This is a genomic window from Halobaculum limi, assembly GCF_029490015.1.
GTDB classification, from domain to species: domain Archaea; phylum Halobacteriota; class Halobacteria; order Halobacteriales; family Haloferacaceae; genus Halobaculum; species Halobaculum limi.
Genome location: NZ_CP120468.1, coordinates 1255861 through 1281940, shown reverse-complemented (window position 1 = coordinate 1281940; position 26080 = coordinate 1255861). Strand labels below are relative to the sequence as shown.

At 67.4% G+C, this 26080-nt stretch carries 18 protein-coding genes and 1 pseudogene; 12 read left to right on the top strand and 7 right to left on the bottom strand.

Annotated features, from left to right (window positions below; all coding sequences use genetic code 11):
• Nucleotides 1-13 precede the first annotated feature (13 nt).
• The 5 genes from mvaD to P0D77_RS06465 all read left to right on the top strand — a co-directional run bounded on the left by mvaD (nt 14) and on the right by P0D77_RS06465 (nt 7112).
• Entirely contained in the window at nt 14-1015 is a 1002-nt protein-coding gene (gene mvaD, locus P0D77_RS06485; protein WP_277555450.1) for a phosphomevalonate decarboxylase MvaD, read from the top strand.
• 196 nt (nt 1016-1211) lie between these two features.
• Nucleotides 1212-2354 (top strand): NAD(P)/FAD-dependent oxidoreductase, encoded by a 1143-nt coding sequence (locus P0D77_RS06480; RefSeq protein WP_277555449.1) that lies wholly within the window; start codon nt 1212-1214, stop codon nt 2352-2354.
• A 123-nt stretch (nt 2355-2477) separates the two neighbouring features.
• Nucleotides 2478-2627 carry a rubrerythrin-like domain-containing protein gene (locus P0D77_RS06475; RefSeq protein ID WP_277555448.1) on the top strand — a complete coding sequence of 50 codons (150 nt, stop codon included), beginning with the start codon at nt 2478-2480 and terminating at the stop codon, nt 2625-2627.
• Between the two features lie 126 nt (nt 2628-2753).
• Nucleotides 2754-5591, top strand: a complete 2838-nt coding sequence (locus P0D77_RS06470; RefSeq protein ID WP_277555447.1) for a DEAD/DEAH box helicase — start codon at nt 2754-2756, stop codon at nt 5589-5591.
• A 111-nt stretch (nt 5592-5702) separates the two neighbouring features.
• Nucleotides 5703-7112, top strand: coding sequence for a M14 family zinc carboxypeptidase (locus P0D77_RS06465; RefSeq protein ID WP_277555446.1), 1410 nt, complete (start codon nt 5703-5705; stop codon nt 7110-7112).
• 4 nt (nt 7113-7116) lie between these two features.
• Here P0D77_RS06465 and P0D77_RS06460 read toward each other — a convergent pair whose 3' ends face one another.
• On the bottom strand, nt 7117-7506 hold the full coding sequence (locus P0D77_RS06460) for a DUF7522 family protein (RefSeq protein ID WP_277555445.1): 390 nt from the start codon (nt 7504-7506) through the stop codon (nt 7117-7119).
• Between the two features lie 146 nt (nt 7507-7652).
• Here P0D77_RS06460 and P0D77_RS06455 point away from each other — a divergent pair, with 146 nt between their 5' ends.
• On the top strand, nt 7653-8381 hold the full coding sequence (locus P0D77_RS06455; protein ID WP_277555444.1) for a class I SAM-dependent methyltransferase: 729 nt from the start codon (nt 7653-7655) through the stop codon (nt 8379-8381).
• Between the two features lie 234 nt (nt 8382-8615).
• Here P0D77_RS06455 and P0D77_RS06450 read toward each other — a convergent pair whose 3' ends face one another.
• Together P0D77_RS06450 and P0D77_RS06445 are read right to left on the bottom strand one after the other, a co-directional pair.
• Nucleotides 8616-10889 (bottom strand): AAA family ATPase, encoded by a 2274-nt coding sequence (locus P0D77_RS06450; protein WP_277555443.1) that lies wholly within the window; start codon nt 10887-10889, stop codon nt 8616-8618.
• Nucleotides 10890-10959: 70 nt separating this feature from the next.
• Nucleotides 10960-11589 carry a DUF7500 family protein gene (locus tag P0D77_RS06445; RefSeq protein ID WP_277555442.1) on the bottom strand — a complete coding sequence of 210 codons (630 nt, stop codon included), beginning with the start codon at nt 11587-11589 and terminating at the stop codon, nt 10960-10962.
• Between the two features lie 303 nt (nt 11590-11892).
• On the opposite strand from P0D77_RS06445, the gene ileS reads away from it, so the two are divergent.
• From ileS to P0D77_RS06425, 4 genes and pseudogenes are all read left to right on the top strand, one after another.
• On the top strand, nt 11893-15063 hold the full coding sequence (gene ileS, locus P0D77_RS06440) for an isoleucine--tRNA ligase (protein WP_277555441.1): 3171 nt from the start codon (nt 11893-11895) through the stop codon (nt 15061-15063).
• Nucleotides 15064-15372: 309 nt separating this feature from the next.
• Nucleotides 15373-15780: pseudogene (locus P0D77_RS06435) on the top strand (ArsR/SmtB family transcription factor); the annotation flags it as partial.
• 11 nt (nt 15781-15791) lie between these two features.
• Nucleotides 15792-16241: a low molecular weight phosphatase family protein gene (locus P0D77_RS06430; protein WP_277555439.1), complete on the top strand. Its 450-nt coding sequence runs from the start codon at nt 15792-15794 to the stop codon at nt 16239-16241.
• A 3-nt stretch (nt 16242-16244) separates the two neighbouring features.
• Nucleotides 16245-17375, top strand: coding sequence for a DUF7973 family transport facilitator (locus tag P0D77_RS06425; protein WP_277555438.1), 1131 nt, complete (start codon nt 16245-16247; stop codon nt 17373-17375).
• Nucleotides 17376-17403: 28 nt separating this feature from the next.
• On the opposite strand, the gene P0D77_RS06420 is transcribed toward P0D77_RS06425, so the two are convergent.
• The 4 genes from P0D77_RS06420 to P0D77_RS06405 all read right to left on the bottom strand — a co-directional run bounded on the left by P0D77_RS06420 (nt 17404) and on the right by P0D77_RS06405 (nt 23118).
• Nucleotides 17404-18645, bottom strand: coding sequence for an anaerobic glycerol-3-phosphate dehydrogenase subunit C (locus P0D77_RS06420; protein WP_277555749.1), 1242 nt, complete (start codon nt 18643-18645; stop codon nt 17404-17406).
• Between the two features lie 158 nt (nt 18646-18803).
• Entirely contained in the window at nt 18804-20078 is a 1275-nt protein-coding gene (glpB, locus tag P0D77_RS06415) for a glycerol-3-phosphate dehydrogenase subunit GlpB (RefSeq protein WP_277555437.1), read from the bottom strand.
• On the bottom strand, nt 20068-21837 hold the full coding sequence (gene glpA / locus P0D77_RS06410) for an anaerobic glycerol-3-phosphate dehydrogenase subunit GlpA (protein WP_277555436.1): 1770 nt from the start codon (nt 21835-21837) through the stop codon (nt 20068-20070). Before glpA ends, glpB begins: the two co-directional genes overlap by 11 nt.
• 102 nt (nt 21838-21939) lie before the next feature.
• Nucleotides 21940-23118 carry a Cdc6/Cdc18 family protein gene (locus P0D77_RS06405; protein WP_277555435.1) on the bottom strand — a complete coding sequence of 393 codons (1179 nt, stop codon included), beginning with the start codon at nt 23116-23118 and terminating at the stop codon, nt 21940-21942.
• A gap of 291 nt (nt 23119-23409) precedes the next feature.
• Between P0D77_RS06405 and glpK the strand changes: the two genes are divergently transcribed.
• Both glpK and P0D77_RS06395 read left to right on the top strand, forming a co-directional pair.
• Complete coding sequence (gene glpK, locus P0D77_RS06400) at nt 23410-24942, top strand: glycerol kinase GlpK (RefSeq protein ID WP_277555434.1); 1533 nt, start codon at nt 23410-23412, stop codon at nt 24940-24942.
• 6 nt (nt 24943-24948) lie between these two features.
• Entirely contained in the window at nt 24949-26025 is a 1077-nt protein-coding gene (locus tag P0D77_RS06395) for a DUF7973 family transport facilitator (protein ID WP_277555433.1), read from the top strand.
• Nucleotides 26026-26080 lie beyond the last annotated feature (55 nt).

Below are 26080 nucleotides of genomic sequence, written 5' to 3'. Positions count from 1 at the left end.
CCGTTCGGCGGATATGAAAGCTACCGCGACGGCTCACCCCATCCAGGGCCTCGTGAAGTACCACGGGATGCGCGACACGGAGCGACGGCTGCCGTACCACGACTCGATCAGCGTCTGTACGGCCCCCTCACGGACGACGACGACCGTCGAGTGGGAACCGGACGCGACGCCCGCAGACGACGAGTACCGCATCGACGGCGAGGTCGTCGAGGGGCGCGGTGCCGAACGGATCGAACTCGTGACCGACTACGTCCGCGAGGTCGCAGACCTCGACGCCGCCGTTCGCGTCGAGTCGGAGAACTCCTTCCCGTCGAACGTCGGATTCGGCTCCTCCTCGTCTGGGTTCGCGGCGCTGGCGATGTCGCTCGTGGAGGCGGCCGGCCTCGAGATGACCCGCCCGGAGATCTCGACGATCGCTCGCCGTGGCTCTTCGTCGGCCGCCCGCGCCGTCACCGGCGCGTACTCCGTGCTATACGCCGGGATGAACGACGAGGACTGCCGCTCACAACGACTCGACGTGGGAACGGGTCCCGACGGCTTCGACCCCGAGGAGGACCTGCGCGTGGTGACGGCGCTCGTCCCCGCGTACAAAGAGACTGAGGAGGCCCACCGCGAGGCGGAGGCGAGCCACATGTTCGACGCGCGGATGGCGCACGTCCACGAACAGCTCCAGCGGATGCGCGACCGCCTTCGAGTCGGCGAGTTCTCGGGCATCTTCGAGATCGCAGAACACGACTCGTTGTCGCTGACGGCGACGACGATGACCGGGCCCGCAGGCTGGGTGTACTGGCAACCGGAGACCATCGCCGTGTTCAACGCGGTGCGGGAACTCCGCCAAGAGGAGGACATCCCCGTCTACTTCTCGACGGACACGGGCGCGAGCGTCTACGTCAACACGCCCGCCGCGTACGCCGACCGCGTCGAGGAACGCATCGCTGAGGTGGGCGTCGAGACGAACATCTGGGAGGTGGGTGGTCCGGCCCGCGTCCTCGGCGAGTCGAAGGCACTGTTCTGAGCGGTCTGAGGGGCTGACAGGCGGCGCAGTCGCTCCGCGGGCGGTGCGCCGCACAACCGCTTGTCGCCCGCGGGTCGGAGTCAACGCATCGGGTCGCGTCGAAGTGGACCCATCATCCTGTTTGAACGCTCGTTCGGGCGTGGCGTCCTGCACCCCCGTCAGTCCCTTTGCCGTACGCCCCGTAGCATCAGTACTGATGCACGTCGCCGTTCTCGGCGCTGGCTACGCCGGCGTCGCCCTGACCCGCAAACTCGAAGCACGACTCCCGCCCGAAGTCGACATCACGCTCGTCGACGAGGCGAGCGACCACGTCCTCGTCCACGAGATTCACCGCGCGATTCGCCGTCCGAGAGTCGCGGAGGCAATCTCCGTTCCTCTCGCCGACCTGTTCGACCGCGCCGAGGTGGTCGTCGACCGCGTCGTCGACGTCGACGCCGAGGCGGGCCACGCCGAGTTGGCCGGCGGCGACACCGTCGAGTGGGACTACGGGGCGCTGTGTCTCGGCTCCGAGACCGCCTACTACGGCATCGACGGCCTCCGGGAACACGCCACGCCGCTCAAGTCGCTCGACGACGCGGCGGCCATCCGTGAGGCATTCCTCGACGTGGTCGACCACGGTGGCCGCGTCGTCGTCGGCGGGGCCGGCCTCTCGGGTGTGCAAGTGGCGGGTGAACTCGCTACGCTCGCGAGCGAAGAGGGCGCGTCGGTTCCAGAAGACGTGGAGATCGTCCTCGTCGAACAGTTGGGCGAGGTCGCACCGAACTTCCCCGCGAACTTCCGACAGGCCGTGCGGGAACAACTGGAACAGCGTGGCGTCGACATCGAGACGGGGACGACCGTCGAACGCGTCTTCGACGACCGAATCGTGACCGACGACGGCGACCTCGGCTACGACCAGTTCGTCTGGACCGGCGGTATCGCCGGCGACGACGCCGTCGACGGCGACCGGCCCGTCGTCCGCGGCGACCTGCGCCTCACCGACCGAACGTTCGCCCTCGGTGACGCCGCCCGCGTCGTCGACACCGACGGCGAACCCGTGCCGGCGTCGGCGTCGGCGGCCATCCGCGAGGCACGAACTGCCGCGACGAACATCGGACGACTCGTCGCCCACGACCGCGACGGGAGCGCCGACGACTTCGCGCCGCGACTCACACAGTACCGCTTCGAGGTACCCGGGTGGCTCGTCTCTGTCGGCGACGGCGCAGTGGCGCAACTCGGCCCGACCGTGCTCACGGGAGCGGCGGCGAAGGCGTCGAAGGCGTCGGTCGGCGCGGGCTATCTCACGTCGGTCGGTGCCGTGCGGAAGGCGCGCGACCTCGTCAACGAGGAGTTGTCGTAACCGAATCGGCGGCGTGACGGACTATCGGTGGACGTTCGTCAATCAGTATGCGTATTATTCCCTATGTTTGTACGCATCAGTTTGTAGACAACGTTTACCAACGCACGGCAGTGACTGTGGGGTATGCCAGCTAACGACATAGACCCGTACAGTGCGTCGGAGGGGCTGTTCGAGTGTCACGTCTGCGGGAGTCGCGTCCAGTCGGCCAGTCATCCGGGCACCTGCCCGAGTTGTGACGGCAGCGTTCAGAACATCTCCATCAGTCGGGAGTGACACCACCCGCCTACGCGGGCACGACCCACCTCGACACCGCGGTTTCTGCGCGTCCTGCTTCACCGGTGAGCGGCCGGACCGCCCGGTAGCGCGACCCTTAACCCGCTTGCGACCAAGACTCGGTCGATGAGCGACACGCCGCGAGCGACGGGGATGGACGCCTTCGCGGCGCTCGGCGAGGAGGTGCGATCGGCTCTCTCTGAACGGGGTTTCACCACGCCAACTGCTCCCCAGCGCCGAGCGATCCCACCACTCGCGGCCGGCAAGGACGGCCTCGTCATCGCCCCGACCGGAACCGGGAAAACCGAGACGGCGATGTTGCCCGTGTTCTCGGCGCTCGCGGAGACCCGTCCCGAGGGCTTGGGTGCGCTGTACGTGACGCCACTGCGGGCGCTCAACCGCGATATGCGCGAGCGCTTGGAGTGGTGGGGCGAGTATCTCGACCTCGACGTGCAGGTGCGCCACGGCGACACCAGCGACTACCAGCGGAGCAAGCAGGCGAACGACCCGCCGGACGTCCTCGTGACGACGCCCGAGACGCTGCAGGCGATGCTCACCGGCAAGAAACTCCGGGCGGCGCTCTCGGACGTCGACCACGTCGTCGTCGACGAGGTCCACGAACTCGCTGCCTCCAAGCGCGGCGCGCAGTTGACCGTCGGCCTCGAACGCGTCCGACGGCTCTCCGGCGACTTCCAGCGCATCGGCCTCTCCGCAACCGTCGGCGACCCCGAGGAGGTCGGCGCGTTCCTCACCGGCGGCCGCCCCTGTGAGATCATCGAGGTCGACGTGGGGAGCAAGGTCGAGTTCGACGTCATCTCGCCCGAGATAACGACAGAGGACGAACGCCTCGCGGGCAAACTCGCGACCGACGCCGACATCGCGAGTCACGTGCGCCTCATCCGCGACATCGTCCGCGATCACGAGTCTGTCCTGATCTTCGTCAACACGCGACAGACCGCAGAGGCGCTCGGATCGCGGTTCAAGACGCTTGGCGAACCGATCGGCGTCCACCACGGGTCGCTGTCGAAGGAGGCCCGCATCGAGGTCGAAGACGCGTTCAAAGCCGGCGAGATGGACGGTCTCGTGTGTACTTCCTCGATGGAGTTGGGGATCGACGTGGGGCGCGTCGACCACGTCGTCCAGTACAACTCTCCCCGAGAGGTCGCCCGCCTCCTCCAGCGAGTCGGACGGGCGGGTCACCGCCGCGACGAGGTGAGTCGCGGCACGGTCGTCACCGACGCCCCCGACGACACGATGGAGGCGCTGGCCATCGCCCGACGGGCTATCGCCGGCGAGGTCGAAGACTCGGGTATCCACCACGGCAGTCTCGACACGCTCGCGAATCAGATCGTCGGCCTCCTGATGGATATGGGTGAAGTCGACGCTCGCGAAGCGTACGAGTTGATCACTCGGGCATACCCCTTCCGCGACCTCCCCGAGGAGACGTTCCGCGAAGTCGCACGAGAACTGTCGGGCAATCGTCTCCTGTGGATCGACGAGGAACGCGACGTTCTCGAGACGTCGGGTGGGACGTGGCAGTACTACTACCAGAACCTCTCGATGATTCCCGACGAGGAGACGTACGAGGTCCACGACATCTCCTCGCGGCGACAGATCGGGACCCTCGACGAGCGATACGTCCTCAACTTCGCCCAACCGGGAGAGGCGTTCATCCAACGCGGGGAGATGTGGCGCATCAACGACATCGACGAGGACGAGTCGCGCGTGAACGTCACGCCCATCGAGGATCCGGCGGGTGAGGTGCCGTCGTGGACTGGCCAAGAGATACCAGTTCCCCGCGCCGTCGCCGCCGAGGTGGGCGAGATGCGTGGCGTCGCCGAACCGCAGTTCGCCGGCGGCGCGTCCGTTGAGTCCGTCTCGCGGGAGTTCGCGGGACGCTACCCCGCCGACCCTGACACTATCGGCGTCGGCCTCGACACCGTCTCCCGCCATGTCGAGGCGGGCCACCCGATGCCCACGGACGGCCGCATCGTCGTCGAGGGCCTCGGGCGGTCCATCGCGCTCAACGCCGCGTTCGGCCACCGCGTGAACCGCACCATCGGCCGTCTGCTCTCGGCGCTCGTCGGCCAGCGAACCGGGTCGTCGGTCGGGATGGAAGCCGACCCGTACCGGATCGAACTGGAGGTCCCGAACGGTGTCACTCCAGGCACAGTCATCGAGGTGTTGGAGGAGACGGACCCCGCGCACGTCGAAGCCCTCCTCGAACTGGCGCTGAAGCGGTCGGACACGCTGAAGTTCACGCTCGCACACGTCGCCGCGAAGTTCGGGGCGCTCAAGCGGTATCAGGGGAACAAGCGCTTCGGCGGTGACCGCCTGATGGCCGCGCTGGAAGATACCCCGGTGTTCGACGAGGCGGTACGAGAGGTGTTCCACACCGAACTCGCCGTCGAGGAGACGGCCGAGTTGCTGGACGCCATCGACGCGGGCGACGTCGAACTGGTCGCCGCCCGGGAGCGCACCCCGCTGGGAACAGACGGACGCTCGTCGGGTCGGGAGTTCCTCGTCCCCGAGAACGCCGACGCCTCAGTCATCGAGACCATCCGCGACCGCATCATGGACGACCACGTCATCCAACTGTGCGTCCACTGCGGCGACTGGAAACAGCGGACGAAGGTGCGACGTGTCCGCGACACACCCGAGTGTCCCGAGTGTGGGTCGACCCGCATCGCCGCGCTGAATCCGTGGGACGAGGACACCGTGAAGGCGGTTCGCGCGAGCGAGAAGGACGACGAACAGGAGAAACTCACGCGGAAGGCGAACCGCGCCGCGAACCTCGTGCAGGCGCACGGGAAACAGGCCGTCATCGCCCTCGCGGCACGCGGTGTCGGCCCACACAACGCCGCTCGCATCATCGGGAAACTGCGTGAGAACGAGGACGATTTCTACCGCGACATCCTCAAGCAGGAGCGAGAGTACGCGCGGACCAAGAGTTTCTGGGAGTAGCGGGACGGTGGCGACGACGGTACCGCCGGCCGCCCGACCGCGCACGCCGGCCGCCGACCCTCGCCTCCCCCGTCACGGGGTTATTTGACCGAGCCCCGTCCCGATGTCCGTATGACAGGCCCCCCGTCGGAGTCCTCCTCGTCGCCCGCGCGAACGTTCGCGTGGGTCGGCGACGCCGTCCCTCGCTACCAGTCGTTCCACACCGTCGCGGACCACCGCGACCGCAGTCGCGCCCTCGCGGCCGAACACGACCACGTCGCCTACCGCGAGTTGGGCGAGACCCCCGGCGGCGAGGATCTGTGGGCGGTGACGGTCGGCGAGGGCGACCGCGCGGCCCTACTGTTCGGCGCGCCCCACCCGAACGAACCCATCGGGTCGATGACGGTCGACTTCCTCCTGCACGAACTCGCGGCGAACGCGGCGTTGCGCGACTCCCTAGACTACGAGTTCGTCTGCGTCCCCGTGGCCGACCCCGACGGCGTCCGACAGAACGAGGGGTGGTTCGACGGGCCGTTCACCCTCTCGAACTACGCACAGAACTTCTATCGACCCCCGCCGGACGAACAGATCGAGGCCACGTTCCCCATCGAACACGAGGAGTACACCTTCTCCGACGCGACGGCGGGAACCGAGGCGCTCGCGGACCTCGTCGACGAGTACGACCCCGCGTTCCAGTTCAGCCTCCACAACGCACCGTTCGGCGGGTGTTACTACTACAGCAGCGAGGCGTTGGAGCCACTCCACGACACGCTCCAGTCGCTCCCGGAGGAGTACGGCGTCCCGCTCAACCGCGGCGACCCCGAGAACCACCGAAACGAGGCGTTCGCTGACGGCGTGTTTCGACTCCCGACGTTCGAGGACAGGTACGACGATGTCGCCGACGGCGACGAACCCCCCCAGGAGGCGCTCTTGGGCGGGAACGCGTACGACTACGCCCGCCGAGCGACCGACGGCGACCCGCCGGTCCAGTTCGTCGTGGAACTCCCGTACTTCCGCGACCCCCGCGTCGGCGACGAGACGGAACTGGATCGAAGCCGGGAGACGGTGATCCGCGAGGCAGTCGCCGAACGACGACCGCTCGTCACGGAACTTCGAGCGGCGGTCGCCGCCACCGTCGAGTGGTTTCCGGATACATCAATGGCGCGTGAGGTGCGTGGCGTGTTCGACTGGTACGCCGAAGAGGACGAGTCGCGGCTGGCGTGGGCCGAGTCGGAAGACGAGACGGACGACCCCGCAACCGTCGCCCAGCAGGTGGAGGAGCGCTACACGTGGACGTACCACCTGCTCACGAACGCTGGGATGTTGCTCCGGACGCTCGACCACGCGGCGATGGCGGTCGACGACGAGGCGGCCCGTCGGCGTCTCGTCGACGCAAAGGCGGCCGTCGAGCGCGTGTTCACCAACCACATCGCCGAACTGCAGCAGGGACTCGACTACGACGTCGTCCCGATCCGTGACCTCGTCGCGATCCAAGCGCGGGCGGGGCTAGTGTGTCTCGACTATTTGCAGAAGAAGGAGTGAGTGCTCAGTCCTCGCCTTCCCACTCCTCCAGGGTCGCGCCCACCGCGCTCGCGAGGTGGTTGAAGTCGCGCAGCGCCATCCCGTCGCAGGTGACGAGCACGCCCTTGTCGCGGCCGTCGACGCGGATGGCGTAGCCGTTCTCGAACACCCGGAGCGTGTAGCGGTACTTGCCGAGTTCCGTCCCGGAGTAGCCGTCGCTCGCCATCGCGAAGTCCTGCCGCTCGGTGCCGATGAACGCCATCAGGTCGGCGTCCTGTTCCAGGTCGTCGCGCAGGTACAGTTGCTCGTGGTCCGTCCGCGAGAAGTACGTCACCGACCGCGCGTTGTCGCCGACCGTCGTTCGACACGTCGAGACGAGTCGCTCGGCCGCCTCGTCGGGCAGGAGTTGTGACATACCCACCACCTCCCGGCCAGGCCGTTCAACCGAGTGGGTTGCAGAGATTCTTGCCGGTAAGCATACACAACCGAGTGCGTCGCCGTTCGCTCCTCGCTACCGATGCTCACGCACGGTTTTTCAGGGCGGTCGCGATGCCGCAGAGTGTGACCGACTCCGAGCGAACAGACCCGTTCGGCCGCGCGATTCGCGACTTCCACCACGGCGAGCAGACCGATCCGCTGTGGTGTGTCGACGGCGACGAGCGACTCGAACACCCCATCGAGCAGTTCTACTTCGACGGGCGACCCGAGGCGGTGTACGAGACACTCGACGACGACGGCCTCGACGCACCGCTCCTCGATTTGGGGGCGGGTGCGGGTCGCGACGTGCTCCGATTTCAGGAGCGGTACGACGGTCCGGTCGTCGGCCTCGAACCGTCTCACTACCTCGTCGAGACGATGCGTGACCGCGGCGTCGACCGCGCCGTCGAGGGCGATATGTTCGCGTTGCGTGAGTCGTTCGACCAGAATCAGTTTCGCGCGGTGTACGCCCACGGGACGCAGTTGGGTCTCGCGCGGCCGCCCCACCGCCTCCGGGAGTTCCTCGCTGATCTGGCGTTCGTGACGACCGACGACGCCGTGGCAGTGCTGGACAACTACGACCCCGAGACGGAGGGCTTCCGTGACCTCCTCGGCCACCGGCCGGACCCGACACCGGGGGTGGGCTACCGCGTGCTGCACTTCGAGTACGAGGACGACGTCGGCGAGACGCTCCTGTTCAGACCATTCACGCCGGATGTCCTTCGGGAGGCCTGCGCCGGGGCAGCGTGGACGGTCGAGGAGGTCAGGTACTCGAACGACCACCACTACGAAGCCGTGTTGGCGACGGCGTAGGCCGGTCGCAGTTCGTTCGCCCGGCTGTCATCCTGGCCCACAAAGTTTATTTTTGACCCTCAGAGAAGGTCAGTCGCCGCGGGTTGGATCGTTGCCATACGCATCCGCGCCACGCGGCATTCTCCGACGGCGATCTACCGAGGGACACAGCCTGTGCTTCGGACGCTCTCGTCTCGACCGACTGTCACTGAGTGAGTGAATCAGCATCGACAGCGCCGAGCGAGTGGACGCGACTCAGTCGGCCGTCTCCGGTGGTGACACCCGTTCGATCGCCGCTTCGAAGTCGGCCATCGTCACCGAGAGGGCGTCGGCGTGGTCGTTCGCTTCCTCGCCGAACTCCTCGGCGACGCGTTCGACCGCCCGCATCGTCGCCTCGCGGACGACCGCCGTGAGTTCCGCGCCGGAGTAGCCTTCGGTGTGGTCGGCCACGTCGTCGAGGTCGACGTCCTCGGCGAGGGGCGTCCGGACGGTGTGGACCGCGAGAATCTTCCGGCGACCCTCCACGTCTGGTAGGGGGACTTCGACGTGGCTCTCCAGTCGACCGGGGCGCACGAGAGCGTCGTCGAGGGCGTCGCGGCGGTTCGTGGCGGCGATGACCGCGAGGTTGGGGTTGCTACTCGCGCGGTCCAGTTCCGTGAGCAACTGGGAGACGACACGCTCGCCGACGCCCGAGGAGTCGCCCATCCCGTCGCGGTCGACGGCGATGGCGTCGATTTCGTCGAAGAAGATGATGCTCGGCGCGGCCTGTCGTGCCCGCTCGAACACCTCTCGGACGGCCTTCTCGGACTCGCCGACGTAGCGGTCGAGCAGTTCCGGGCCAGCGACCTCGATGAAGTTCACCTCGGATTCACCCGCGATAGCCCGCGCGAGGAGGGTCTTTCCGGTTCCGGGCGGGCCGTACAGGAGGACACCGGTCGGCGGGTCCGCGCCCGCGGCGTCGAACAGCGGTGCGTACGTCAGCGGCCACGTCACCGCACGTTCGAGCGTCGCCTTCGCGTCGTCGAGACCACCAACATCGTCGAAGGTGGTGTCCGGTTGCTCGGCGACGTACTCCCGCATCGCCGAGGGTTCGACCGCCGCCAGCGCCGACTCGAAGTCCGCGCGCGTCACCTCGACGGTCGCCAGGTCCACCTCGCTGTCGTCGTGGCGGGCGCGGCGCAGGGCGGTCAGCGCCGCCTCCGTCGTCAGCGAGTCGATGTCCGCGCCGACGAAGCCGTAGGTTCGGGCGGCGAGACGGTCCACGTCCACGTCGTCGGCCAGCGGCATCCGGCGGGTGTGGACCTCCAGAATCTCGCGTCGGCCAGCCTCGCCGGGGACGCCGATCTCGATCTCGCGGTCGAAGCGTCCGCCACGTCGGAGCGCCGGGTCGATAGCGTCGACGCGGTTGGTCGCGCCGATGACGATGACGTCCTCTCGGGCGTCGAGGCCGTCCATCAGCGAGAGGAGTTGCCCGACGACGCGGTTCTCCATATCGCCGCCGTCCTCGCGCTGTCCAGCGATGGAGTCTATCTCGTCGAAGAAGATGATGCTGGGTGCCGACTCGTTCGCCTCGGCGAATATCTCGCGCAAGCGTTCCTCGCTCTCGCCCTTGTACTTCGAGGTGATCTCAGGGCCCGACACCGAGATGAACGTCGCGTCGACCTCGTTGGCGACGGCCTTCGCGATGAGCGTCTTTCCGGTTCCCGGCGGGCCGTGGAGGAGGACGCCCTTCGGTGGGTCGATACCGAGCCGCGCGAACACCTCCGGTTCGGAGAGCGGGAGTTCGATCGTCTCACGAACCAGGTCGAGTTCCTCGTCGAGACCGCCGATGTCCTCGTAAGTGATGCCGCCGGTCGCGGGGGCCGGAGCCGCCGCGGCCGGCCCGCTCCCACCTCCGCCCTCGCCGTCTCCGCTGTCGTCTGTATCGCCCGCCCGCCGGTCCCGCGTCGGCAAGTCGACAGACGCACCGGTTCCCGACGTCGACGTGTTCACACCGCCGGCCGCAGGAGCGTCGGCGGCGTCGCGTGCGCGCCGCACCGTCACGTCCGTCCCGCCGGTGACTTTCACCGGGCCGTCGGGGGTCGTCTCGGCGACGACGAACACGTTGCCGCCGAGATGTGCGAGGCGCACTCGTTCGCCCTCGCTCACCGGGCGGCCGTCGAGGTCACGTTTGGCCGCTCGCGCCAACGTTCGCTCGTCGATGTCGACGTTGTCGAGTGCGGCGGGCGCGGTCAACGTCACCGCGTCGGCCTCGCCGACCCGCTGTTTCCGAACGCGCACCTGCGATCCGATCTTCGCGCCAGCGTTGGCCCGCGTCTCGCCGTCGATCAGGACCTCACCGTCCCCGGCGTCGGTGCCGGCGGGCCACACCTTCGCCGCCGTCTCGCGGTCCCCGCTGACGATAATCGTCTCACCGGACAACACGCCGAGTCGGCTCATCGTGGGATCGGAGAGTCGCGCGATGCCGCGCCCGGCGTCGCGCTTGGCCGCGCCGCGGACCGTCAGCGCGACCCCTTCGTCGTCGCTCATGTCACCCGGTTTGGAGGCAGGGGGCTTACCCCTTTCCACGTCACGGCTGTCGGCACGCCGACGCGCCGGGTCAGCCCACGTCCAGGTCCGACGCCGCCAGCAGCTGTGCGAGCGTCTCGTCGGCGTCTTCACCGGGGTTCACCTGCCGCGCGTACCAGCGCAGCGCCGTCGCGAGCGTGTCGGTCGGGTCGCCGGAGGCGACGCGGAGGGTGGCCGTCTCCCCGCCCGCCGCGACCGCGAGTGCGAAGCCGTGCGAAGACGAGAGCGACCCGAGTTCCGCCGCGACGGCGTCCAGCGGGTCCTCGTCGCTCGTGCCGGCCGCTGGTGGCGACTGATCACACTCCGTCACTCCCGGTTCGGTGCATTCGTCTTCGGGGTCGGGGTCCGCAGTTGCGTCGTCGGTGGTCATCGCGGCGGCATCTGGAACTTGGCGGAGGCCCGCCTCACGCTCTGCCCCGGTCGAGATGACGTAGCGGCCGTCGTCCGTCTCGTCGACGCCGTCGCGGTCACGGATGTCGAGGTCGTCGGGGTCTATCACGCCCTCACGACCGACCGGTGGGCCGCCGTCACCCGTCTCGGTGTCGTCGCTGTCGGCATCGCTGGCGTCGCCGGTGTCACCCGCGCTGACGACTTCGCGGATGTCCCCGTCCTCCGCGTCGTCGCCGGGGTCGGACGCGGGCGTGTCGTCGGCGTCGCTCATACGCGCCGGTTTCCGTGGCCCACGTATGAACACACCGCCGCGGTTCTCAGCGGTGAGAGCAGAACCGCAGAACCCCGGTTTTGATCTCGCGCTGTTCGGTGTTATACTCCTCGGCAAAGGACCGTTGTAGGCGGCTCTACCCTTCGGACCTCGCCGCCGCTCTCCGTTGCCTCACTCACTTCGCTCGCGGGTCGTTACACTCCCCGCTCGCACCGAGGCCTCACTTCGTTCGGCCTCGCACTCCTCGGCAACGCACGCCACAGGACCACCGACTTGATAACCTCGCGTTGGTTCACACCGAGTATGGACGACAGCGACATCTCGGACCAGTACACGCCGGAGGCGGTGGAGGCCGCCGTCTCCGAGCGCTGGGACGAGACGAACGCCTACGAGACGGCCAAGGAGGCGCACGCCGACGACCCCTCTTTCTTCTTCGTCGACGGCCCGCCGTACACGACCGGACAGATGCACCTGGGGACGGCGTGGAACAAGACGCTGAAGGACACCGTCATCCGCTACACCCGGATGCAGGGCCACGACGTCACCGACCGCCCCGGCTACGACATGCACGGCCTGCCCATCGAGACGAAGGTGGAGCAGGAACTCGGCTTCGAGACCAAGCGGGACATCGAGGAGTTCGGGATGGAGAACTTCATCGAGGAGTGCCGAGAGTTCGCCCAGCGCAACCGGAAGAACATGGACGAGGACTTCCAGTCCATCGGCGCGTGGATGGACTGGGATAACCCCTACCAGACCATCGACGCCGAGTACATGGAGTCGGCGTGGTGGGCGCTCTCGCAGGTCCACGACCGCGGCCTCGTCGAACAGGGCAAACGCTCCATCTCGCAGTGTCCCCGCTGTGAGACGGCCATCGCCAACAACGAAGTCGAGTACGAGGACATCGAATCACCGTCCATCTACGTGAAGTTCCCCCTCCGCGACCGCGAGGGGAGCCTCGTCATCTGGACGACGACGCCGTGGACCATCCCCGCGAACACGTTCATCGCCGTCGGCGCCGACCTCACGTACCAAGAGGTCGAGGCGACGAAGGACGGCGAGACGGAGACGCTGTTCCTCGCAGAGTCGACGGTGGAAGACGCGCTTCGCCGTGGCCGCTACGACGACTACGAGGTCGTCGCCGAGCACTCGGGCGAGGACCTGGTCGGCTGGGAGTACGACCACCCACTCGCCGAAGAGGTGCCCGAACACCCGAGTTTCGAGGGTGCTGGACAGGTGTACACCGCCGACTACGTCGAGGCAGACCGCACCGGGTTAGTTCACTCCGCGCCCGGCCACGGGCAGGAGGACTTCGAGCGCGGGTCGGAACTCGGTCTCGAGGCGTTCTGTCCCGTCGGCGGCGACGGCGTCTACACCGACCTCGCAGGCGAGTACGCGGGCGAGTTCGTCCGCGACGCCAACGACGACATCATCGCGGATTTGGAAGAGAAAGGCCTCCTCCTCGCCAGCGAGACGCACGAGCACAGTTACGGCCACTGCTGGCGGTGTGACACCCCCATCGTCTTTCTCGCGACCGACCAGTGGTTCATCCGGATCACCGAGATCAAAGACGAGTTGCTCGCCAACATCGACGACTCCGAGTGGCACCCGCAGTCCGCCCGCGACGGCCGCTTCCGCAACTTCGTCGAGGAGGCTCCCGACTGGAACGTCTCTCGCCAGCGCTACTGGGGCATCCCGCTCCCCATCTGGGTGCCCGAGGGGCAAGAGCAGTACGACGCCGAAGACCTCGTCGTCGTCGGCACGCGCGAGGAACTCGCCGACCGCGTCGACCAAGACGTCGACCCCGAGACCATCGACCTGCACCGTCCGTCGGTCGACGACCTCACCATCACCGAGGACGGCACGACCTACGAGCGTGTCCCCGACGTGTTCGACGTCTGGTTCGACTCCTCCGTCGCCAGCCTCGGCACCATCGGCTACCCCGGCAACGAGGACGACTTCGAGGAGTTGTGGCCCGCCGACCTCATCATCGAGGCGCACGACCAGACCCGCGGGTGGTTCTGGTCGCAACTCGGGATGGGAACCGCGGCGCTCGGGAAGGTGCCGTACAACGAGGTGCTGATGCACGGGTTCACCACGATGGGCGACGGGTCGAAGATGTCCAAGTCGAAGGGGAACATCGTCGAGCCTGAGGAGGCCATCGACGCTGCCGGGCGCGACCCGCTCCGGTGTTACCTCCTGAGCCACGAGCAACAGGAGAAGAACCTCGCGTTCGAGTGGGACGGCCTCCACGAGATGCAGTCCACCCTCAACATCCTCTGGAACGTCTTCCGGTTCCCGCTGCCGTACATGCGCCTCGACGGCTACGACCCCGCCGAGGCTGACCTCGACGGTGCAGAACTGGAGGTCGTCGACGAGTGGGTGCTCTCGCGCCTGCAGACCGTGAAAGCGGAGATGGACACCGCGTGGGACGACTACGAGGTCGACGACGCGCTCAACGCGCTGCTCGACTTCGTCACCGGCGACGTCTCCCGCTTCTACGTGAAGGCCATCCGCGAGCGGATGTGGGAGGACGAAGACTCCCCGAGCAAGCAGGCTGCCTACGACACGATGGCGACGCTGCTCGACGAGGTGACGCGCCTGCTCGCGCCGTACGCGCCGTACCTCACCGAGCGGATGTACCAGCACCTCGACGGCGCGGCCACGACGGTCCACCAACTCGATTACCCCGACGTAGACGCGGATCTTCGCGACGAGCAGTTGGAGACGGACATGGCCGTCCTGCGGGGCGTCGAGGAGGCGGCCGCGAACGCCCGCCAGCGTGCAGAACGCAAACTCCGCTGGCCCGTCACGCGCGTCGTCGTCGAGAGCGGCGACGAGGCGACCCGTGCCTCCGTCGACAACCTCCGCGGGTTACTCGCCGACCGCGTCAACAGTCGGTCGGTCGAGGTGGTCGACTCCTACGGCGAACTCGTCGAGGTGGCCGAACCCGAGATGTCGAAACTCGGCCCCGCCTTCGGCGGCGACGCACAGGAAGTGATGACCGCGATTCAGGGCACTACCCGCGCCGAGTTGGAGAAGAGCGGCACGCTCGCCGTCGAAGTCGACGGCGAGGTGTACGACCTCGACGAGGAGATGGTCACGTTCCACTCGCAGGCCCCCGAAGGCGTCGTCAGCGCCGAGTTCGACGACGGAACCGTCTACGTCGACACCGAACTGACGGAGGACGTCGAGTCCGAGGGGTACGCCCGCGACGTAGTTCGCCGTATCCAAGAGATGCGTAAGGAACTCGACCTCGACGTCGACGAACGCATACGCATCTCCGTCGACGTCAACGACGACCGGGTCGCCGGCTTCGTCGACGAACACCGGGAGTACATCGCCGAGGAGACGCGGACGGACGCGTTCGTCGGTGACGACGGCGACTTCGACCTCCGTGAGGAGTGGTCCGTCGAGGACGTGGCCGTCACCATCGGCGTCGCGCGCGTCGAAGCCGAGTCGCCCGCCGACGACTGAGGGGCACCGGACTCGCTTCCTCGGGTCGCCGACACCGAGAGTCGTTTCGGCAATTCGTACAAAAGGCCGACTTCTACGCTGCCGCGAGAGACGGTCGTCGTGTCCCGCCAGAGTGCCTGGCCGGCGGGCGACGACCGCACGTCGTGGCGGTTTGGAACACGGAGGGTGTCTCCGACGTCGTCCGCAACGCGCGATGGCTCACGAACGACAGTTTCTCCTTCGGGTGGTATCCTCCTGAATCACTATTACGGTTACAGACGGGCGAGAACGTGTGTTTACCCGGGGTAGAGTGAGTTTCGGCAGATTCATATGAACGATTCTGCAATCGTTGGTATGGAATCGACCAACCGCCTCGAACGTCTCATCACCGACGAGGTCGGCGAGTGCTGTGCCGCCGACGTCGACGACCGACTGTCCGACCTCCGTAGCCTCGCAGAACGCGTGGAACTGGCCGACGCCGCCGAGGACGTGGACGCGCTCTCGGCGCTCGGGAGCGACACGCGATACCGACTCACGCGACTGCTCGCGGCCGCCGAGGGCGACTTGTGCGTCTGTGAACTCGAACCGCTCGTCGACGTGAGTGAGTCGGCCGTCAGCCACGCCCTGTCGACGCTGACCGACGCGGGCCTGCTCACCCGGCGCAAGGAGGGCCGGTGGCGCTACTACGACACGACCGCCCGCGCGGAGGCGCTTATCGACGCACTCGACGCGACACGGGAGGTGGACGAATGAGCGAGATCGACCACGACGGCCCGGTTCGACTCGCGTTCGTCTGCGTCCAGAACGCCGGGCGCTCGCAGATGTCGTACGCGTTCGCCCAGCGAGAGGCCCAGCGGCGCGGCCTCGGCGACCGCGTGGAACTGCTCACCGGCGGTACCCACCCCGCTGACCACGTCCACGACGAGGTTATCGACGCGATGGCCGAACTCGACATCGACGTGTCAGAGCGGACGCCCCAGAAGCTGACTGACGAGGAACTGAACGACTGCGACTACGTCGCCACGATGGGGTGTTCGACGCTCTCGCTCGCGGAGACGGTGAACACGCGCGACTGGGCGCTCGACGACCCCGACGGAAAGTCACCCGAGGAGGTGGCCGCGATCCGTGATGACATCGAATCGCGCGTCGTCGCCCTGTTCGACGAAGTGTTTGGGACGTTCGACGACGCGGAGGCCTGATCGGTGCCGCTGTCGGATCTCCTCGCGGTCGAACTCCTGCTCGCGGCGTTCGCCGGCGGTGCGTTCGGCGCGGCGCTGGGCGCACTCAACACGTTCGTCCTCTGTGGGTTCACGGTCATCGTCGGCGAACTGTACGCGCTGGCGACGCGGGCCGGCGGCGGCACCGTCCCGGTGAACGTCACCGGCGACATCGCCTTCGGCGTCGTCCTCGGCCCACACGTCGCCTTCGGCGGCGGGGCGGCAGCGCTCGCGTACGCCGTCAAGCAGGGCTACGTCGACACGCCCGGCTTCGACTACCACCCCGCGAAGGAGGTGACGGTGGGCGTCGGATCGCGCCCGGACGTTCTCGCCGTTGGCGGCGTTTTCGGCATCTTCGGGTTCGCCGTCGCGACCGTCTCGGGGTCGCTCGGCATCCCGACAGACCCTGTTGCCCTCGGTGTCGTCCTCTCGGCGCTCGCCCACCGCGTCGTCTTCGGCTACAGCCTGATCGGCGCACCGCTCTCGAAACTCCTCGATATGACGCCCTACGAACGCGGAGAGGGCCTGACTGGCCTTCCGGGTGGGCGCTCGACGCAGACTGGCGACGGGAGCGACCCCGAAGAGGTCGCCGCCGACGGCGGGGCCGTGCGCGTCCACGATGGACCGACGGACTCGACGCGGGTGGAGCCGTGGCTGCCGTACCTCTACCGCTGGTCGGAAGTGCTGTCGCTGGGGGCGATTATCGGCGTCCTCTCGGGATACGTCGCCTACCTGACCGGGAGCGCGTTCCTCGCGTTCGGTATCAGCGTCGCCGCCCTCGCGTTCCTCGTCGGCGGCACCGCACGCATCCCCGTCACACACCACATGGCACTCCCCGCGAGTACGGTGGTTCTCGCACTCGCCGGCACGTCGCAGGGATTGGTCCTGCCGGGGACCGTAGCCGGCGAGGTGTCGCTGACCGTCGCGTTGCTCGCGGCGGGGCTGTTCGGTCTCGTCGGCGCAGCGTTCGGCGAACTCCTCCAGCGCGTGTTCTTCGCGCACGCGGAGACGCACCTCGACCCGCCCGCCGCGAGCATCGTCGCGTCGTCGCTGTTGCTCGGGTTGCTCGCGTGGGTCGGTGTCCTGCCGGCTAGCGCGTGGATTCCACTGGGATAACGAAGCGGCGAAAACGGAAGCGGTCGCTTCAGACTTCGACGTCGGTGTCGACCAACGCCTTCTCCAGCACTTCCAGCGGGTGGTTGATCTCGTAGCCCGTGCCGTGTTCCATCTGCATCGAGCAGGTGGGACACTCGGTCATCCCCGTCTCGCCCTCGGCGTGTTCCATGTGCTCGAACATCTCCTCGCCGATCTCCATCGAGTACTCGTACTTCTCCTCTTTCCAGCCGTAGGTGCCCGAGATGCCCGAACAGGAGTCACCCACGTCCTCGACGTCGACGCCGTCGAGGTGGCGGAACAGTTCGACCGCCTGCCGGTCGAGGCCCTGATTGCGGGAGTGACACGGCGCGTGGTACGCGAAGTCCGGGACGTCGAGTTGGTCGCCGTCGACCTCGCTCAGCGGGTCGATGACGTTCTCGTTGATCAGCAGGTACTCCAGGGCGTCGTAGGTGTTCGCGGCGACCGTCTCGGTCCCCTCGAAGTCGAACAGTTCGGGGTACTCCTGGCGGAGCGCCATCGAACAGGAGGTACAGGAGGCGACGACGTCGTACCCTTGCTCGATCATCTCGCCGAGGTTCTCGACGTTGACCGCCGCCGACCGGCGAGCGTCGTCGAGCATTCCGTTGGCGAACATCGGCGTGCCCGAACACCGCTGGTCGGGGACGGCAATCTCGTAGCCGAACTCCTCGTACACGCGGACGAGCGCCTTCGCCACCTCGACGGTGTTGTAGTTGGCGTAGTCGCCGTGGAAGTACGCGATGCGCTTCTCCTCGCTTTTGACCTTCGGGCCACCGCGTTCCTTCCACCACGAGCGGAACGTCTGCTGTGAGAACTCGGGGAAGTCGCGTTCGGCGGTGATCCCGAGCACCTTCTCGTTGACCTTCTGGACGAGCGAGTTGCCCATCACGAAGTTGGTCAGGCGGGGGACTTTCGACCCGAAGCGGGCGAGCGTGCCGTAGTTCGCGAGGATGCGGTTCCGGATGTACTCCCGCGAGAGTTTGTCCATCTGCTCGTCGACGTACTCCCCGCGGGCGCTGTTGTGCATCTGCGAGAGCGGCACGTCCGAGGGGCACGCGCCGTCACAGCGCATACAGTTCGAACAGCCCATAATCGAGTCGTCGACGCCGGTGTCCTCTTTGCGCTTGAGGCGCCACTGCTCGGGCCCCTGGAACTTCGGCCCGGGGAAGGAGTCGTCCACCTCCGCGACCGGGCACGAAGTATCGCACGTTGAGCACTTGTAACAAGAGTCTGCACCCGGTCGGAGGTCCATATCCGTCTCGTCGAACACGTCGACGGGTTCGAACTCGCCGCCGCTCTCCGCGGCGGTGCCGCCGTCGGTCGCCGTTGGCGGGTCGTCCGTGCCGCAGTCGGTACACGCGCCGGTCGCGTCGTCGGTGTCGTCGATATCGTTGGTGTCGTGTGTGTCGCTCATACCTCCTCCGCCGCGGTGCGGCCCGCGACAAGCCCCGTAGCGAGCGAGACGCCGCTCGCCGATTTCTCCCGTGCAACGTCCGCGCCGCCGACGACGCCGCCGGCGGCGTGGAGATTCTCGTACTCCGGACTCCCACTCGCGTCGAGCGGTCGCATCCACTCGTCCGGTCGTACGCCGAAGCGGGCGAACGCGTGGTCCGCGAACGCCCCCTCCGCAGACCACGCCATCCGGTCGTCCGGTTGGGGGACGTGGCAGTCGAATATCGCCTCCGTCGCGCCCTCGCGGGTCGAGTCGAGTCCCTTCCCGACCAGTCCGCCGGTCGCGAGGACGAACCGCTCGGCCTCGTACGGTATCTTCGCGCCGTTGCGGTCGATGAACACCCGGTCGATGCGGTCGCCGTCCGCCTCGTAGTCGACTACCGGGTTCCCGGTCGTGATGGAGACGCCCGCTTCGTCGAGTGCGTCGAACAGGCGGTCGCCGAGTCTGATCCCCGGCAGACTCGGCGGTGCGGTGGGAATCTCGAACACCTCGCAGTCCAGTCGCTCCCCGAGGTCGGCGCGAACCTCCTCGACGTGCGTGTCACCGAGCATCGCCGGGAAGCCGACCCGTTCGGCGTCACCGAGATGCGGACGAACGCGGTCGGCGAGTCGCTGGCGCGTCGTCCGTCCCTCGCCAGCGTCCTCGTCGCGTTCGAGTGCGTGCGCCAACCGCGTCACCGCGGCGTCGGCGCGGTACTCGCCGGGGAACTCGACGGTCACGCCCTCGACGGCGAACGGGACGCCCGCGGCGTCGAGTCGCTTCGCCGCCAGCGACGCGTCGAAGTCGGTGTCGGCCTCGAAGCCGACGAGCAGGGTGTCGCGGTCGTCGCTGGCGAGGCCCGGCGCCATACTCCGCGGGTAGCGGGCGGTCGGCTTCGCCCGGCCAGAGGTGGTCGCTACGAGGGCGTTGCGGTCGGTGTGACCGCCGAGGTACTCGTCGCCGACGGCGTCGTCGAACAGCGCGAGTCCCTCGCGGAGCGCCTCGCTCCCGAGGATCTGGTACGGGTGGGTCTCAGGGAGGTCACCGACCGCCTCGAACGGGTCCGCGACGGGACCCGTGCCCGAATCGGGGTCGGGGTAGCCGAGCGCGTCGATCAGACCGCTCGCCTGCCGGAGCGTGCTCTCTTTCGAGGAGAGGAGGCGCACGAACGCGCCCTCTCGGGCGGCCGACAGCGCTGCCGTCACGCCGGCGAGACCGCCGCCGACGACGACCACGTCCGACTCAATCGCCACCCGACTCACCTCCGCGCTCGTCGACCAGGTAGCCACCGTCGGGCGCAGTCGCGCCGCCGGCAACGTCGCCAGCGTCGTCGACGCCGGCCGCGTCGGTCGTCTCCCCGGCGTCGAACGCCGCGAAGTCGTCTGGCGTCGCGCCGTCGCGGTTCATCGTCGTCGCGTGCAGGAGGTGGTTGAGCATCGCCTGCGACAGTTGCTCGCCCCACAGCGCGTGCCGTTGCCCTTTCCAGCGCTCCTGCCACAGTTCCTCCAGCGCGGGGTCGACCACGTCGCGGTCGAACTCTCCGCCCGCGTGGAGTTCGTTCGCCATCCGGTGGGCACAGAAGCCGCCCTGACAGTTGCCCATCGACGCCCGCGTTCGCAGGCGGACGGCGTTCAGATCCGACCCCGACTGCCCGATGGCGTCCTGCAGTTCCGCACGCGTGACCGCCTCACACTGGCAGACGACCGGGTTCGGGTCATCCGTCTTCAGCACCTCGTCGGCACGCGAGCCGAGTCGTTGCATACTCCGGCGGCCGATGGGCGACCGGAGGCCGAACTCGTCCATATAGTCGCGAAGCACCGAGAAGTCCTCGCTGCCGGGGAGCGGCTTCTCGGCGGTCGTACACTCGGCGTCGACGCCGAGGAGGTCGCAGACGTGGTCGGATATCTGCTCGGCCATCAGCCGGTAGGTGGTGAACTTCCCGCCGACGATGGAGGTCATCCCCGGCAGGTCGTCGCGGTCGGCGTGGTCGAGGAGGAAGAAGTCCCGTGTGATGTCCGTCGGGTCGGTCGTGCCGGTGCCTGGCGGTTCGTACAGCGGCCGGACGCCCCAGTACGAGCGGATGGTCCGGGCGTCCGCCAGCATCGGGACGAGTTTCGACAACTCCTCGATCATCAGGTCGACTTCCCACGCCTCCTCGGGGTAGTCCTCGGGGTCTTCCACCTCCTCGTCGGTCGTGCCGAGGATGCAGGTGGTCTCGTGGGGGACGATGATGTCTGCGTCGCCCTTCGGCTTACAGCGGTTGACGACGGTGTCGACTTCGCGGACGTTCATCACCGTCATCACGCCCTTGCTCGGGCGGACTTCGACGTTCACACCGGCCATGTCACCGATGCGACCGGCCCACGCGCCCGTCGCGTTGACGACGTGGTCGGCGTATATCTCCTCGGTGCCGCTCTCGACGCCGTGGACGCGCTTGCCGGGACCGGACTCGTGGGTCACCTCGACGCCGACGATTTCGCCGTCTTCGACGAGGACGTCCGTCACCGGCGAGTGCGTCTCGATGCGGGCGCCGTGTCGCTCGGCGTCGGCGGCGTTCGCGACACACAGCCGAAATGGGTCGATAGCGCCGTCGGGAACCTCGATCGCTTTGTCGATGTCTCCCGCGAGGAACGGTTCGACTTCGCGGGCCTCCTCGGGGGTGAGTACCTCCGCGGGGATGCCGCACTCGCGGCAGCCCTCCAACTTCTGTTGGAAGTACTCCTCGGTGTCCTCGGGCCGTTTCACGAACAGGCCGCCCGTCATCTCGACGCAGTGGCTCGCGATGTCGCGCAACACGCGATTCTCCTCGATACACTCCTTGGCGCTGGCCTGGTCGGAGACGGCGTAGCGGCCGCCGCTGTGGAGGAGTCCGTGCATCCGCCCCGTCGTCCCGTGGGTGAGGTTGCCCTGCTCGACGAGCGTGACGTCGACGCCGCGGATGGCCAGGTCGCGTGCCACCCCACAGCCAGTCGACCCGCCGCCGATCACGACCACCTCGGTCCGTTCGGTCATTGTGTGTCCCCGTATGTCGGGTACCACGTCGTGTGCCGCCATTATGTTATCGGTCGTCGGGAAGCGAGAGTAGATAACAACTAATGAGAATATGAGTGACAGTCACACGAACGTGTCGTTCAGCATCGCTCGTGCGAGGCGGCGAAACGCCAGCGTGGGGAATCGGGGTTCGACCCTGCTGGGCGGTCGTCCGGGGCCGTCAGAGTCCTGCACGCGGACACGTTCGACGATTCCCGATTCCGCGAGTTCGTAGAGGAACCGCTCCACGGTCGACGCGGTCAGGTCGATTCGCTCGGCGATCCGTTCAGCACAATCGCCGACAGGCGCGCGGGCCTCCGGCGGGAGGTCGACCAGACACGCCAGCGTCCGGATCCGGTTTCGCGGGAGCGAGAGTACCCGCCCCAGCGGGACGTACGGCCACGGCACCGCCGCCATCCCGGCGTCGATGGCGTCGTCGTCGAGCAACGCCTCTCCCTCGCTGGACGCGACTTCGACAGCGCCGAGCAGCGCCGATAGTGCCACGCTCGCGTCGCCCTCTGCCCACTCTGCGATGCGGCGGATCGCACTGTGGGCCAACGTTCCCTGGCCGAGGCCGGCGTCGGCGCGCGCCGATAGCACGTCCGTCAGCGCTGCGCGCGAATACTGCTCGACACGGATGTCTGCACTATCGGCCGGGACGCCAACCTCAGCAGGAGCCTTCCGACCAACCGCGAGCCACGCGAACGCGCCGTCGATGTCGGCGAGGCGGTCGTCGACGGTCGCCGCCTCGACCGTCTCGGGTTCGCCGACGTGGTCGGCGACGACGACGACCGGACCGGTACCGCGGACGCGCCGCTGCAGTCGCTCGTGGAGGTCGGTGGTGCCGACGCCCCGCCGGGGGACCGGTTCAGCGACGAGCGAGTCGACCACTGCGTGCGAGAACTCGAACGCGGAGTCCGCCGCTCGGAGGTCGACATAGACGAACGAGACTGCCCGTGCGCTCCCGCCACGCGTCGTCGTGAAGACGGCGTTCGTCGGGGGAGCCATCGAGGACGCGAGATGCCGGACGAGCGCCGACACGACGGCGGATTTCCCCGCCCCGCCGGGTCCGTGGAGGTAGCCGTTGGGGGGACACTGACCGTCGAAGGCGGGGTCGAAGTGGTCGAGCAATCGCTCGATGAGGGTTCCCCGGCCGGTTGGCTCGTCCGGGTGCCACACGGGGCTCAACTGCTCCTCGTCGAGCAGGAGTCGGTTTCGGTCGTCCGTCCGTTGGCGGCGGTCGATCCTGTCTTGGATGTTCATAACTTGCAGATACCGGGGTTGCGGTGGATGTCGTCGTGTTGCTGGCTGTTCGGACTGTGGACTTCTAATCGAACCGATTTCTTTGCGGCCGGCGGCGGCGCCCACACGCGCCGCCCTCCCGGTGTGGCGACTGCGGGAGCACGGGCCAGCAGACTGCAGAGTCGAACGGGTAGTACGACACACATTATTTACCGTTAGTACCCTATGCGTCAGTAACGTTTATAATAGTTCACTATGGTATTACAGACGAAGGCGTCCCGACGGAGCGGGGCCGATACGGAGGCAATACGAATGTCAGACACATACGTCGGCGCGATCGATCAGGGAACGACCGGGACTAGATTTATGGTGTTCGATCACGCGGGGCAGGTGATCGCGAACGCCTACGAGAAGCACGAACAGATCTACCCGAACCCAGGGTGGGTCGAACACGATCCCACGGAAATCTGGGAGAACACGAAGGAAGTAGTGCTGGCTGGCCTCGACGACGCGGGACTCTCCGCAGACCAACTCGAGGCCATCGGCATCACGAACCAGCGGGAGACGACCATCGTCTGGGACTCGGAGACCGGGCGACCCGTCCACAACGCACTCGTCTGGCAGGACCGCCGGACGACCGACCGCGTCGAGGAGATACAGGAGGCAGACAAAGTCGAGTGGATCCGCGAGAAGACGGGACTGGAGTGTGACGCCTACTTCTCCGCGACGAAGACGGAGTGGATCTTGGACAACGCGGAGCCGTTGAAACTGAGCGCCTCGCGGGATCAAGACCTCCGCGACCGCGCCCGCAGCGGCGACCTGTTGATGGGCACCATCGACAGTTGGCTCATCTACAACCTCACGGGCAACCACATCACCGACGTGACGAACGCCTCGCGGACCATGTTGTACAACATCCGCGAGATGGAGTGGGACGACGAACTGCTGGCGGAGTTCGACGTTCCAGAAGAGATGGTGCCCGAGGTCCGACCGTCCTCCGACGAGGCGTTCTACGGAACGACCGACGCCGACGGCTTCCTCGGCGCCGAGGTTCCCGTCGCGGGCGCTCTCGGCGACCAGCAGGCGGCGATGTTCGGCCAGACCTGCTTCGACAAGGGCGACGCGAAGAACACCTACGGAACCGGGTCGTTCTACCTGATGAACACCGGGAACGAGGCTGTCAAATCCGATCACGGCCTCCTGACGACGATCGGGTTCCAGTTGTCCGGCGAACCCGTCCAGTACGCGCTGGAGGGCTCTATCTTCGTCACGGGCGCGGCCATCGAGTGGCTGGAGGACGTCGACCTCATCAACAACGCCGCCCAGACGGCCGAACTCGCGCGGTCGGTCGACTCGACCGACGGCGTCTACATGGTCCCGGCGTTCACCGGCCTCGGTGCGCCGCACTGGGACGGTCGCGCCCGCGGGACCATCGTCGGGATGACCCGCGGCACCCGCAAGGAGCACATCGTCCGGGCGACGCTGGAGGCGATCGCCTACCAGACGCGCGACGTCGCCGAGGCGATGGAGGCCGACTCCGGCGTCGAGACGACCAGTCTGCGTGTCGACGGCGGTGCGGTGAAGAACAACTTCCTGTGTCAGTTGCAGTCCGACATCATCCAGACGGAGATCGCGCGGCCCGAGGTCGACGAGACGACCGCACTCGGGTCGGCGTACGCCGCTGGCCTCGCCGTCGGCTACTGGGACTCCGTGGACGACCTCCGCAAGAACTGGCAGATCGACCGCGAGTTCACGCCCGAGAAGGACGCCGCAGAGGTCGACGCGATGTACGATCGCTGGGACGACGCCGTCGAACGCTCGCTGGACTGGGCGACAGAGGAGTGAAAGTGTATGCAGGAACTGTTCATCCAAGTACCGCTCATCGGGATGGAGTGGGAACCGTTCCTCCTCCTGTTGATCACGGCGCTGGCGGGCGGCGCGTTCGGTGCGGCGATCGGCGCACTCCCAGCGTTCATCTTCACCGGGTTCGTCGTCTTCCTCGGTGAGGGGCTCGCGATCCTCCAGCGTGAGATCGGGACGCTCCCCGGCATCAACGGCGGCGAACTCGCCGCCGGCGTCACCGGCGTCATCGGCTTCGGCGCCGTCACTGGCCCGCACATCGCGTTCGCCGGCGGCGTCGCCGCCTCGGCGTATGCCGGGAAAAAGTATCCAGAGATGGAACCCGAGGGCTGGGACTACCACTTCGGGAAGAACATCCTCTACGCGTTCGGCACCAAGCCGGACATCCTCGCGGTCGGCGCGGTGTTCGGTCTGCTCGGTATGTTGATCAATCAGGTCGGCGCGGCCGTCGGGACGCCGACCGACACCATCGCGCTGTCGGTCGTACTGACGGCGTTGATCGCTCGCGTCGTGTTCGGCTACCCACTCGTCGGGAAGGCGGCCGGATCGAGCCTGCTCGATATGTCGCCGTTCGAGCGTGAGGAACCGCGTTCGGTCCCCGACGGCGGTGCGGTCGCCGAAGAACACGCCGGTCGCCTCGCCACGGAGCCGTGGCTCCCTCACCAGTACAAGTGGGCCGGCGTCGCCACCATCGGTCTCGTCGGCGGCATTCTCGGCGGCTACATCTGGATTCAGACGGGGAGCATCTTCCTCGGCTACGCCATCTCGGCCATCAGCCTCCTGTTCTTGGAGTTGGGCGTCGAGAAGATACCCGTCACGCACCACATCACGCTCATCGGTGCCGTCGGAGCGGTCGTCGTCGACCCGGTCGCCGGGAGCGTCGTCGCGCTGCTCGCAGCGGGCGCGTTCGGCGTGATCAGCGGACTGCTGGGTGAAGTCACCCAACGCCTGCTGTACGCCCACTCAGGCACCCACGTCGACCCGCCCGCGATGGCCATCGCCATCGCGATGCTGGTCGTGGCTATCCTCGCGCTACTCGGCGTGTTGCCCAACGCGGGCTACCTCTGAACACCGGCCAGTCGGTCGGCCCTGTCCAGTTTTTTGCATCGCCGTTCTGTCGAGC